The sequence below is a fragment of the Rhodanobacter terrae genome, from assembly GCF_042657005.1.
In the GTDB taxonomy this organism is placed as follows: Bacteria; Pseudomonadota; Gammaproteobacteria; order Xanthomonadales; family Rhodanobacteraceae; genus Rhodanobacter; species Rhodanobacter terrae.
This window is the reverse complement of sequence record NZ_JBHSNG010000019.1, coordinates 53,767-66,074: the sequence shown is the minus strand read 5'-3', so window position 1 is coordinate 66,074 and position 12,308 is coordinate 53,767. Positions and strand designations below refer to the sequence as shown.

The following is a 12,308-nucleotide window of genomic DNA, read 5'->3' as shown; positions in this document are numbered from 1 at the left end:
TCGGGATCATTCGGTCACCGGGATCGGGTCGAACTCGGTGAGCGGGAGCGCTGCGTCCATCTCGCCGTTGAGCACGGCGGTCATGCTGGCGTGGTCGAGCTCGTTCTCCCAATGCGAGACGACGATGGTCGCCACGCCGTTGCCGATGATGTTGGTGATGGCGCGGGCCTCGCTCATGAAGCGGTCGATGCCCAGGATCAGCGCCAGTCCGGCGACCGGCACGGTGGGCACCACCGCCAGCGTGGCGGCCAGGGTGATGAAGCCGGCGCCGGTGACGCCCGAGGCGCCCTTGGAGGTGAGCATGGCCACCGCCAGCAGGGTGATCTCCTGGGTCAGAGTCAGCTCCACGTTTAGCGCCTGCGCGATGAAGATCGCCGCCATGGTCAGGTAGATGTTGGTGCCGTCCAGGTTGAACGAGTAGCCGCTGGGCACTACCAGGCCGACCACCGAGCGCGAACAGCCGAGCCGTTCCAGTTTCTGCATCAGCGGCACCAGGGCCGACTCCGAAGAGGAGGTGCCCAGCACCAGCAGCAGCTCGTCGCGGATGTAGCGCAGGTACTTGAAGATGCTGAAGCCGGTGAGGCGGGCGATGATGCCGAGCACGATCACCACGAACAGCACGCAGGTGAGGTAGAAGCTGCCCATCAGCATCGCCAGCGGGCCGAGGCTGTGCGCGCCGTATTTGCCGATGGTGAAGGCCATCGCGCCGAGCGCACCGAGCGGCGCGACGCGCATGATCATGCTCATCATGCCGAAGAACACCTTGGCGAAGGATTCGAATAGGCTCAGCACTGGCCGTCCTTTCTCGCCCAGGTGGATCAGTGCGAAGCCGAACAGCACCGCCAGCAGCAGCACCTGCAGCAGATCGCCGCCGCTGGTGAAGGCGTTGGTGAAGGTCTTGGGAATGATGTGAGTGAAGAAGTCGACGAAGCTCTGGTCGTGCGCCGCGGTGACGTACTTGCTGACCGCCTGGGCGTCGAGTGCCTCGGGCGACGCGTTGAAGCCCGCGCCCGGCTTGATGGTGTTCACCACGATCAGGCCGATGATCAGGGCGAAGGTCGATACCACCTCGAAATACAGGATCGCCTTGACGCCGACGCGCCCGACCTTCTTCACGTCGGAGACGCCGGCGATGCCTTGCACGACGGTGAGGAAGATGATCGGCCCGATCAGCATTTTCACCAGGGCGATGAACGCGTCGCCCAGCGGCTTCAGCGCGACGCCGGTGGCGGGAAAGAAATGACCGATGAGTCCGCCCGCGACGACCGCGAGCAATACCCAAAAATAGAAGTGGCGAAAGATCGAGCGCATGGCGGTTCCCCGGGATTCAGGCGAGGCGAGCATGTCAGTCGCGCCAGCGGGGGCATATAGCGAATTCGGGCTAGTTGCCACAGCTCGTGGCAGTGGCGAAGCCTGCCCTTATCTAGTCAATGCGCTGCCCAAGATGCGTTCCGGCAAGCTGCCGCGGCGTTCGTGGCAGGCGCTGGCGCAGCACCCCGATCCGGGTGACTTGTCCGCGCTGGACGATCCCGGCGCTCTGCACGAAATGCCTAAGGCACTCGAGCACGGGCCTGATCTGCGGAGTCGAGGAAACTGCGCCCCGTTTCCATGGGGAGAGGGGCTTTCAGGGTATATCAGGCGGCGACCAGTTCCGGCTTCGCTGCCACCGGCAGGCGCATCAGATGATCGAAGGCGCTCAGTGCGGCGGTGGATCCGGCACCCATGGCAATCACGATCTGCTTGTACGGCACGGTGGTGGCGTCGCCGGCGGCGAACACGCCGGGCAGCGAGGTCCGGCCACGCTCGTCGATGACGATTTCGCCGCGCGGCGACAATTCCAGCGTGCCCTTCAGCCACTCGGTGTTCGGCAACAGGCCGATCTGCACGAAGATGCCTTCCAGCTCGACCCTGCGCACCTCGCCGTTCACGCGATCCTCGTAGACCAGGCCATTGACCTTCTGGCCGTCGCCCAGCACTTCGGTGCTTTGCGCGCTGACGATGATGTCGACATTGGGCAGGCTGTGCAGCTTGCGCTGCAGGACTTCGTCCGCACGCAGCTTGCTGTCGAACTCGATCAGGGTGACGTGGCTGGTGATGCCGGCCAGATCGATCGCCGCCTCGACGCCGGAGTTGCCGCCGCCGATCACCGCCACGCGCTTGCCCTTGAACAGCGGGCCGTCGCAATGCGGGCAGTAAGCCACGCCCTTGTTGCGGTATTGATCTTCCCCAGGCACACCCATCTGCCGCCAGCGCGCGCCGGTGGACAGGATCACGGTCTTCGATTTCAGCGTGGCGCCGTTGGCCAGCTGCACTTCGATCAGGCCGCCGGATTCCGCGGCCGGCAGCAGCCTTTCGGCGCGCTGCAGGTTCATGACGTCGACGTCGTAATCCTTGACGTGCTGCTCCAGCGCAGTAGCCAGCTTCGGACCCTCGGTATAGCCGATCGAGATGAAGTTCTCGATCGCCATGGTGTCCAGCACCTGGCCGCCGAAGCGCTCAGCCGCCACGCCGGTGCGGATGCCTTTGCGGGCGGCGTAGATCGCGGCGGCCGAACCCGCCGGCCCACCGCCGACCACGAGCATGTCGAACGCCTCCTTGTTCTTGAGCTTCTCCGCTTCGCGGGCGCCGGCACCGGTATCCAGTTTCGCGAGAACCTGCTCCAGGCTCATGCGGCCCTGGCCGAACACTTCGCCGTTGAGGTAGACGGTAGGCACCGACATCACCTGGCGCGCGTCGACTTCGTCCTGGTAAAGCGCGCCGTCGATGGCCACATGCTGGATATTCGGATTCAGCACGCTCATCAGGTTCAATGCCTGCACCACGTCGGGGCAGTTCTGGCAGGACAGCGAAAAATAGGTCTCGAAGTGATAGTCACCTTCGATGTTCTTCACTTGCTCGATCACGTCGGCCGCGGTCTTGGACGGATGTCCGCCGACCTGCAGCAGGGCGAGCACCAGCGAGGTGAACTCGTGGCCCATCGGAATGCCGGCGAAGCGCACGCCGACGTCGCTGCCGACGCGGTTGATCGCGAACGAGGGCCTGCGCTCGTTGTCGTCGCGGCGCACCAGGCTGATCCGTTCGGACAGCGCGGCGATTTCCTCGAGCAGCTCGTTCAATTCGGCGGACTTGGCGCTGCCGTCCAGGGACGCAACGATCTCGATCGGCTGCGTGACCTTTTCGAGATAGGCCTTCAACTGGGTTGTGAGATGGGCATCCAACATGGGCGATTCCTCCGTCGATGGGTTTCTTGAGCGTGAGCGCGTCGAGCACCCGGGCGGACCAGGGCGTCGTTTTTGCACTGTATTTCGGTAATTCGGACCCGGAAGAACTCCGGGTCCGTTGCGCATGGCGCGGTACGGCTTGGGTACTTAGATCTTGCCGACCAGGTCCAGCGACGGCGCCAGGGTCTTCTCGCCTTCCTTCCACTTGGCCGGGCAGACTTCGCCCGGATGGGCGGCGACGTACTGTGCCGCCTTGACCTTGCGCAGCAGCTCGGACGCGTCACGGCCGATGCCGCCGGCGTTGATCTCGACGATCTGGATCTTGCCGGACGGATCGATCACGAAGGTGCCGCGATCGGCCAGTCCCGCTTCCTCGATCATCACGCCGAAGTTGCGGCTGATCGCGCCGGTCGGATCGCCCACCATCGTGTAATTGATCTTCTTCACCGCATCCGAAGTGTCATGCCACGCCTTGTGGGCGAAATGGGTATCGGTGGAGACCGAGTAGATCTCGACGCCCAGCTTCTGGAACGCGGCGTAGTTGTCGGCCAGGTCCTCGAGCTCCGTCGGGCAGACGAAGGTGAAGTCTGCCGGGTAGAAAAACACGACGGACCACTTGTCTTTCAGGTCGGCGTCGGAAACTTCAATGAACTGGCCGCTTTTGAGCGCCTGGGCCTTGAACGGTTTGATTTCGGTGTTGATCAGCGACATCGTGGGTTTTTCCGTGGTGGTTGAAAGTGAGAAGTGAGGATATGGGGTTTGATGCGATTAATCTAATTGATTATCGGCATCGCATCGATCGTCTGTGGCTATCATGATGGGATCGCAATCGAAGGACCTCAAGTCTGCCGTTTGGATAGCCGACCTGGCGCGAATACGGCGCATGAGGGGTGCAGGTCGCAGTGCGCTAAAATGACCGTTTTGCGGAGGTGACATGACACAGCCAGCATCCCCCGGCGCGCGCTTCCGCGCCGCCGTTGCCGAGGAACAGCCGCTGCAGGTCGTCGGCGCGATCACCGCTTATGCCGCACGGATGGCCAGGCGCAGCGGCTTCAAGGCGATCTACCTGTCCGGCGGCGGTGTCGCCGCCAACTCGCTGGGCATGCCGGATCTGGGCATCAGCTCGATGGAGGATGTGCTGATCGACGCCCGCCGCATCACCGACGTGTGCGATCTGCCGCTGCTGGTCGACGTGGACACCGGCTGGGGCGGCGCGTTCAACATCGCCCGCACCGTGCGTTCGATGATCAAGGCCGGTGCCGCTGCCCTGCATATCGAAGACCAGGTCGCCGCCAAGCGTTGCGGCCACCGTCCAGGCAAGGCGATCGTGTCGAAGGAGGAGATGGTCGATCGCGTGAAGGCTGCGGTGGACGCGCGCAGCGACGGCCAGTTCGTGATCATGGCGCGGACCGACTCCATCGCGGTGGAAGGCCTGGAGCCGGCGATCGAACGGGCGCAGGCCTGTGTCGAGGCCGGTGCCGACATGATCTTTCCGGAGGCGATCTACACGCTGGAGCAGTACCGGCAGTTCAAGGCGGCGGTGAAGGTGCCGATCCTCGCCAACATCACCGAGTTCGGTCAGACCCCGCTGTTCACCCGCGAGGAGCTGGCCGGCGCGAATGTCGACATCGTCCTGTACTGCTGCGGTGCGTACCGGGCGATGAACAAGGCCGCGCTGAATTTCTACGAGACGGTGCGTCGCGATGGTACCCAGAAGGCGGCCGTGCCCACCATGCAGACGCGCGAGGAACTGTACGACTACCTCGACTACCACGCCTATGAGCGCAAGCTAGACGAATTGTTTGCCGGCGGCAAATCCGACTGATTGCCTGACGCGTTCCTTTCCCGACCGCGCCGGCATGCCGGCGCATCTTCATCGATCGAGGTTCCATCCATGAGCGAAACCACGCAAACGTTGCCCAAGGCCAAGAAATCCGTTGCGCTGTCCGGTGTGGCTGCGGGCAACACCGCGCTGTGCACGGTCGGCCGCAGCGGCAACGACCTGCATTACCGCGGCTACGACATCCACGATCTGGCCTCCAAGGGCAGCTTCGAGGAAGTGGCGTATCTGCTGGTGCACGGCGTGTTGCCGACCTGGACCGAGCTGAACAACTATCGCGCGCGGCTGAAGCGCCTGCGCGGTCTGCCGGCGCCGGTCAAGGCGGCGCTGGAGCTGTTGCCGGCCGCCACCCACCCGATGGACGTGATGCGTACCGGCTGCTCGATGCTTGGCACCGTTCTGCCGGAGAAGGACGACCACAACGTCACCGGCGCGCGCGAAATCGCCGATCGCCTGATGGCCAGCTTCGGTTCGATGCTGCTTTACTGGTACCACTTCAGCCACAACGGCAAACGCATCGAGACGCAGACCGACGACGAATCGATCGCCGCGCACTTCCTGCATCTGCTGCACGGCAAGAAGCCGAGCGAGTTGCATGCACAGGCACTGGACAAGTCGCTGGTGCTGTATGCCGAACACGAGTTCAACGCCTCGACGTTCGCCGCCCGCGTGATTGCCGGCACCGGCTCGGACGTGTATTCGGCGATCACCGGCGCGATCGGCGCGCTGCGCGGCCCGAAGCATGGCGGCGCGAACGAAGTGGCGATGGAGATCATCGCGCGCTACCGCAGCGCCAATGCCGCCGAGGCCGACATACGCGCACGCGTCGAGCGCAAGGAGATCATCATCGGTTTCGGCCATCCGGTGTACACCGTGTCCGACCCGCGCAACGAGATCATCAAGGAAATCTCGCGCAAACTGTGCACGGATGGCGGCAATCCGACCCTGTTCGAGGTCTCCGAGCGGATCGAGAAGGTGATGGCCGAGGTCAAGAAGATGTTTCCCAACCTCGACTGGTTCTCCGCCAGCGCGTACCACATGATGGGCGTGCCGACCGCGATGTTCACGCCGCTGTTCGTGATCGCACGCACCTCCGGCTGGAGCGCGCACGTGATCGAACAGCGCGAGGACGGCAAGATCATCCGCCCCAGCGCGAATTACACTGGTCCGGAAGACCAGGCCTACGTGCCGATCGACAGGCGTTGAGCAAACGCGCATTGACAGGAAGAAGGGAGCCGCGAGGCTCCCTTCTTCATTTGCGGGAAATGCTGGCATCCGCAGCGCAACGCCTTGCGGATGATTCGGGCCGTTTCCGCGGCGATCCAGCTGTATCACTTTTGTTACATGTTGCAACACCGCGTTGCAGGGCAGGCGTCCATGCCGAATCCGCTGATGCCATGCGGATCGGCGAGTCTGCGGCCAGGCCGAATATGTTGCCGAACTGATTCACTCCACCGTTTCCCCTGCGGATCGAGCGGTGCGGCCCGGTTTGTCCCGATCTCTAACATATCGATTTTCAAGAAAAAAAACGGCGATCGAAAAAAAACCGTTCGCTTGGCGTAAAGCTTGCTCCAGCTGCTTGCTTCACGGCAAAAACAGGGGGTTCACCGCATCGTTCCAGGAGAACAACCATGCGAAAGACTCTACTTTTAACTGCGATATGCATTGGCTTGGGAATCACTCTTCCAGCCTTGGCGACTGACACCCTGACGGGCGGAGCCGGACCATCTGCCCAAGACAACGCTACAGCAACGCAGACCAGCGACAGCTCGACGCATTCGAACAGCTCTACGCATTCGTATGCAGACAGCTCCACGCATCAGCACAACAACAACGGCGACTCCTATGCCAATGGACAGGGTAGTTCAGCCGCCAACAATGGCGGAACGGCCACATCCTCGATCGCGTCCTCGTTCAACAGCAGCAAGGCCATCGCGATCAGCCGGCTCGATGGCACCGTGACCAATATCAGTGCGCAGGGTCTCGGCAACGTGGCTACGAACATGGGTAACGCCAATGGAGGCCGTGGAGGCTCAGGTGGCGATGCTCTCGGCGGTTTCGCTGCCGCCGGTGGAGGTGGCTCGGGTGGCGACGGTGGAAATGCCCACGCCCGCAGTGGCCATGCCGGCGGATCAGGCAGCTCCAGCGGTAATGCCGGCGCTCTGAGTGCGGCCGGTGGCGGCGACGGTGGAAATGCCCGCGCAGGCAGTGGTCATGCAGGCGGATCGGGCAGCTCCAGTGGTGATGCCGGCGCTCTGAGCGCGGCAGCTGGTGGCGATAGCAGTGGCAACACCGGCAACGCTCGCAATCATCAACGCGGTGCAGGCTCCGGGACGGCAACGAGCGGTGCGGGTAGCTGGGCTGGTGGCGCCGGCACAGGTGGTGCGGCTACTGCGAGCAGCGGCGCATCAACGTCCACTGGTGGAACCAGCGGGGCGGCAGACAGCACCGGAGGCATGGGTGGCGCTGGCACAGCTGGTGCGGCTACTGCGAGCAGCGGTGCATCAACGTCCACTGGCGGAACCAGCGGGGCGGCAGACAGCACCGGAGGCATGGGTGGCGCGGGTGGCAGCGGTGCGTCCGGCACCTCGGGCGGGGCGGCCACTGCAGGAGCTGGCGGAGCCGGCGGAGCCGGCGGATCGAACTCGGTGAATGCTGGCACGTTCGACATGTCCAACAACATGTCAGGCGCAGCTGCGGCAGCCGCTGGCGTCACGGTCATGGCGCAGAACAGTGGCGTCGGCTCGCTGATCCAGCAGAGCGTGAACGTCCAGGCCAATCTCAACGTTGGTCCATAAGCGGGACCGGACACGGTGGAGTGCCTTGGGCGCTCCACCGTGTTTTCGATGGTTGCGTACGGGCTGCCGGGCGCAAGCAGGGATAGCTGCCCGCACCTGTGAAGGAGATAGAACCATGCGAACAGCAAGATCGATGGTCGGATCGATGGCTTGGCTCATCCTGTTGTTGCTCCCGGCAACGGCATGGAATGCGCTGGCGGCAGAGCCCATCGCAACGTCGTCCAGGGTCGCGGCCGCATCATCACCATCGTCCAGGCATGAAATCGTGTCGTCAAATGACCTCGCGGGATGGGGCCCGCGCGTCGATTCCGCAGTGCTCGCGAAGTTGACTGGCGGCACGGATGTCACCGAAACCATGACGCTCAACGGTACGGTGGCAAACAACAGCGTCGATCACGTGGTGAACGGAGCCAATGTGATCAGTTCCGGCTCCTTCACTGGAGCGGCGGGTTTGCCGGTGGTGATCCAGAATAGCGGCAACGCCGTGCTGATCCAGAACGCCATGATCGTCAACGTGCAGTTCCAGCCATGATTTTCCGACGGCGTGGTTCGTTCTGCCAGGTCGCGACGTTCGTCGCTGGCATGCTTTCCGTGATGCGTCTGGCAGCTGCACCCATTGAGTTGCCTGGCGTGCAGGGCGGCAGTTACAGCCTGCACATCACGAGCCTGAAAGAGGCACGTTTCAGGAACACGATCCGCCAGAAGTACGATTTCAGTTGCGGCTCGGCCGCGGTCGCTACCTTGCTGACCTATCAGTACGGTTATCCGGTAAACGAACAGACGGCGTTCGAGCAGATGTACGCCCACGGCAACCAGCCGAAGATCAACAAGGAGGGTTTCTCGCTGCTCGATATCAAGCGCTACCTCGAGAGCAACGGTTTCGAGGCCGATGGCTTTCAGGCACCCCTGGAAAAGCTGCAGCAGGAGCACCTGCCGGCGATTGTGCTGATCGACGAGAAGGGCTATCACCATTTCGTGGTCATCAAGGGATTGCTCGATGGCCGCGTACTGGTAGGTGATCCTGCGCGTGGCACGCGCTCGATGTCGCGCGCTCAATTCGACGCGGCATGGAAGAATCACCTGCTGTTCGTGATCCACAACCGGCGCGAACTGGCTGTCTTCAACAGGCGCCGTGATTGGCTCACTTCGCCGGAGGCACCACTGAGCTTCGCGATCGACCGGACCGGACTGGCCAATATCACCGTGCGCAAGCTTGGTTCGGGAGATTTGTGAGTACCGCCATGACACGACACGCACCCCTCAGGTTTGCTCCATGCGCGCTGGCTGTTTTTGCGGTCGCCTGGGCTGGCGCGACACGGGCGCAGGATCCGGCGAATCATCGGTTGATGGCATCGTCCGTGATCGCTACTTCAACAGATATCGGGCGAGTGGCTTCAACGCGAACGCTCAGCGTCGACGCAAGACCCTTGAGTGCATGGCCGGTCGTCAGCAACAGCCAGCTGGATGCTGTGCGTGGTGGCTTCGATATCGGTCGCGGGCTGTTGGCGTCGTTCGGCTTGCAGCGGTTGGTTTATATCAACGGCAATCTGGTTTCCAGCACCAGCGTGGACATTCCGAATATCGGGCAGATGACTTCGGATCAGGCAAGTGCGCTGGCCGCCGCCATCGGCACGGTCAATGTCATCCAGAACGGAGCGGGCAACCGCTTTGATCCATCCACCCTCAATCACACGATCTCGGCGACGGTGATCCAGAACAGTCTCAACAACCAGGAGTTGCAAAGTCTGACGACGATCAACGCCACAGTGGACAGTCTGAACATCTTCCGCAATCTCAACCTGCAGGGCAGCCTTCAGGCGGGACTTGTCGGTTCGCTGGGGCATTGAAGCGGCGGGCGTCGAACGTGGGAATGCGGTTTTCAAAGAATCTGTCGGGCCGGCCCTGTGCCGCCGTGCGTGAATGACGATCAGTCCTCAGGGGAAGCTTGATGGCCGGAAAATCATGGCGAAGCAGGTCCTGCGCAGGTTGTGCTGCAATGCTGCTGCTGGGCGGTGCGGCAAGCGCTCAGGATGCATCGCCGCAGCCGGCGGTGCCGACGGCATTCACTGGTGCGAGCGAGCTCTCTGCCGCAATTCGCAAAAGCATGATTGAACAGGATCGGCGGATTGAGGAGATGCGCCGCCAGCTGGCCGCGCAGACCGCGCAGATCGAGGCGATGAAGCGCGCATTGGCGGCGCAGCAGGCCGATTATCACGCGCTGCGCCATGCCGTCGGCTTGGACGTGCTTGATCGACAGCGTGCCGGCAACGTGAATGCCGGAGGCGCAATGGCCAGCGCACTACCCATGCCGGCCGGCACTGCCGTCGCCGATGGTGCCGAGCCTGAGGGGCAGGCTCAGGGTCAACCTGTAGGAAGGGCGCCCGAACGTACGCCCGGGCCGCCGGAAGTGGCGCCGATCTTCGACCAGCCGGGCGTACTGACCCCACGTGGAAAACTGGTCGTGGAGCCGTCCTACCAGTTCGGCTATTCCTCCGTCGATCGCATTGATCTGATCGGATATACGGTCATCCCTGCGGTTCTGATCGGCCTGATCGATGCCCGCCAGGTCAAGATCACCACCCAGACCGCCGCGGTGGCTCTGCGTTATGGTTTGACGAACCGGTTGGAAGTGGAACTGCGCGTGCCGTACGTCTACGCCCATACGGATACGATCAGCCGTGAAATTTTCACCGGAAGTGCCCAGGACAAGGTATTCACCACCACCGGTCACGGCCTCGGCGATATCGAGGCAACGGCCCGTTACCAAATCAATGATGGCGGTGCGGATCGGCCGTATTACGTGGGCTGGTTGCGTTTCAAGTCGCGTACCGGCACCGACCCGTTCGATGTCGTTACAGACTGCGTGACGCGGTGTGTGCAGAATGCGACGGGCACCGGGTTGCCACTGCAACAGCCGACCGGTTCCGGGTTCTATTCTCTGCAGCCGGGCATGACCTGGCTGTTCCCCTCCGATCCGGTGGTGTTCTTCGGCAATGTGAGTTACCTGCACAATTTCCCGCGCTACGGCGTCAGCCGGAATGTGCTGCTGGCCGGCAAACAATACCTGGGCAAGATTTCGGTCGGCGATATTGCCGATGCCAGCATCGGCATGGGACTGGCACTGAATGACAAGGCATCCATCAGCATCGGCTATGACCAGAGTTTCGTCGGCCTCACCAAGCAGAACAACAAGACAGTAGCCGGCTCGGCCAGGACGGTGCTGGGTACCTTGCTGATAGGTGGTTCGTACAAGCTTAACGACAAGCGCACCTTGAACTTCACTCTCGGCGTGGGCGTGACCCGGGATACGCCTGATGCCACCGTAACCGTCCGATTGCCGACGATGTATTAATCGCCGCTGCGGATGCCCTAGGCATGTGCGACGGCAATCGACGTCCATGCATGTGCAAGGCGTTCAAGGTGATTGAAGCTGCGAAAGTCGACTGCCTTCGCCATCGCCCGCTCTCGCATCATGAACGGGCAGGGCGCGGCATCGTGCTCGCACCAACGAGCTGCGGTCAGGACGGCTCGCCGGCCTTGCCCGCGCGCTGTGCTGCCCACCAGCCGCCGCCACAAATGCCAGCCACCAGCGCGGCATCCAGCACATATTGCATGGCGACATGCGTGTCGAACCAGCCACTCAGCCAGGAATCGTGCGAAATCATGCGACCCGCAGTGAACGCGATCGCGCCGGCACCGATGTACATGATGAGCGGAAAGCGCCCGATCAGCCTGAGGAGCAAGGTCGAACCCCAGACCACCAATGGCACGCTGACCAGCAGTCCGATGATCACCAGGGTCAGGTGCCCTTTCGACGCACCGGCAATCGCCAGCACGTTGTCCATGCCCATCAGCGCATCGGCGACGATGATCGTGCGCAGGGCGCTCCAGAACGTATTGCTGGCGCTGACAAGGGGGGCGTCGTCGGCATCGTGGCGCAGCAGCTTCCAGGCGATCGGCAACAACAGCAGTCCGCCGACCAGCATCAATCCCGGCAGTTTGAGCAGATAGACGACGACGGCGGTGAGTGCGAAACGAACCGCGACGGCGCCGAACGTGCCCCAGAACACGGCCTTTTTCTGCATGGCCTTCGGCAGGCGGCTGGCCGCCATGGCGATGACGATGGCGTTGTCGCCGGCCAGCACCAGATCGAGCAGGATGATGGCCAGCAAGCCGGAAAAGAAGTCAGTACCAGGGAGTGCCATGCGAGGTTCCATGCGCGTCGGACAATGCAGTGGACACGGACGCGCGCGGCCCGCAATCCACCGCAAAAGTCTCGTTCGCAGCATGACTGCCGAGGTGACCGGAGCGAAGCGTCGCTCGTGTTGACGATCACCGCACCGGGGCAGATGAACCTGCGCCGGGAACTACTCCCCTTTGGGATGTGTTTGCGGATTGTCGGGGGCCGGGTGATCGCGGTCAAGCAACGCGGGAAGCGCCAGTCGGCTA

General features: G+C 62.8%; 11 protein-coding genes. 7 read left to right on the top strand and 4 right to left on the bottom strand.

From position 1 onward, the window contains the following. Positions 1-6: 6 nt before the first annotated feature. The 3 genes from ACFPPB_RS15485 to ahpC all read right to left on the bottom strand — a co-directional run bounded on the left by ACFPPB_RS15485 (position 7) and on the right by ahpC (position 3,932). Positions 7-1,344 carry a dicarboxylate/amino acid:cation symporter gene (locus ACFPPB_RS15485; RefSeq protein WP_377328687.1) on the bottom strand — a complete coding sequence of 446 codons (1,338 nt, stop codon included), beginning with the start codon at positions 1,342-1,344 and terminating at the stop codon, positions 7-9. 290 nt (positions 1,345-1,634) lie between these two features. Further along, complete coding sequence (gene ahpF / locus ACFPPB_RS15480) at positions 1,635-3,221, bottom strand: alkyl hydroperoxide reductase subunit F (protein ID WP_377328685.1); 1,587 nt, start codon at positions 3,219-3,221, stop codon at positions 1,635-1,637. Positions 3,222-3,368: 147 nt separating this feature from the next. Further along, positions 3,369-3,932 (bottom strand): alkyl hydroperoxide reductase subunit C, encoded by a 564-nt coding sequence (ahpC, locus tag ACFPPB_RS15475; RefSeq protein WP_377328683.1) that lies wholly within the window; start codon positions 3,930-3,932, stop codon positions 3,369-3,371. Positions 3,933-4,155: 223 nt separating this feature from the next. On the opposite strand from ahpC, the gene prpB reads away from it, so the two are divergent. The 7 genes from prpB (at position 4,156) to ACFPPB_RS15440 (ending at position 11,211) form a co-directional block, all read left to right on the top strand. Beyond that, positions 4,156-5,046, top strand: a complete 891-nt coding sequence (prpB, locus tag ACFPPB_RS15470) for a methylisocitrate lyase (RefSeq protein WP_377328681.1) — start codon at positions 4,156-4,158, stop codon at positions 5,044-5,046. Positions 5,047-5,115: 69 nt separating this feature from the next. Beyond that, positions 5,116-6,267 carry a bifunctional 2-methylcitrate synthase/citrate synthase gene (prpC, locus tag ACFPPB_RS15465; protein ID WP_377328679.1) on the top strand — a complete coding sequence of 384 codons (1,152 nt, stop codon included), beginning with the start codon at positions 5,116-5,118 and terminating at the stop codon, positions 6,265-6,267. Positions 6,268-7,730: 1,463 nt separating this feature from the next. Beyond that, complete coding sequence (locus ACFPPB_RS15460; protein ID WP_377328677.1) at positions 7,731-7,859, top strand: hypothetical protein; 129 nt, start codon at positions 7,731-7,733, stop codon at positions 7,857-7,859. 133 nt (positions 7,860-7,992) lie between these two features. After that, a complete protein-coding gene (locus tag ACFPPB_RS15455; RefSeq protein WP_377328676.1) occupies positions 7,993-8,391 on the top strand; it encodes a hypothetical protein in 399 nt (132 codons plus the stop codon). Next, on the top strand, positions 8,388-9,092 hold the full coding sequence (locus tag ACFPPB_RS15450) for a C39 family peptidase (RefSeq protein WP_377328674.1): 705 nt from the start codon (positions 8,388-8,390) through the stop codon (positions 9,090-9,092). Before ACFPPB_RS15455 ends, ACFPPB_RS15450 begins: the two co-directional genes overlap by 4 nt. Before the next feature lie 8 nt (positions 9,093-9,100). Then, entirely contained in the window at positions 9,101-9,706 is a 606-nt protein-coding gene (locus ACFPPB_RS15445; RefSeq protein ID WP_377328672.1) for a hypothetical protein, read from the top strand. A gap of 149 nt (positions 9,707-9,855) precedes the next feature. Further along, positions 9,856-11,211, top strand: a complete 1,356-nt coding sequence (locus ACFPPB_RS15440) for an acetate kinase (RefSeq protein ID WP_377328670.1) — start codon at positions 9,856-9,858, stop codon at positions 11,209-11,211. A 166-nt stretch (positions 11,212-11,377) separates the two neighbouring features. Here ACFPPB_RS15440 and ACFPPB_RS15435 read toward each other — a convergent pair whose 3' ends face one another. Beyond that, a complete protein-coding gene (locus tag ACFPPB_RS15435; RefSeq protein ID WP_377328668.1) occupies positions 11,378-12,064 on the bottom strand; it encodes a TerC family protein in 687 nt (228 codons plus the stop codon). Positions 12,065-12,308: the final 244 nt, after the last annotated feature.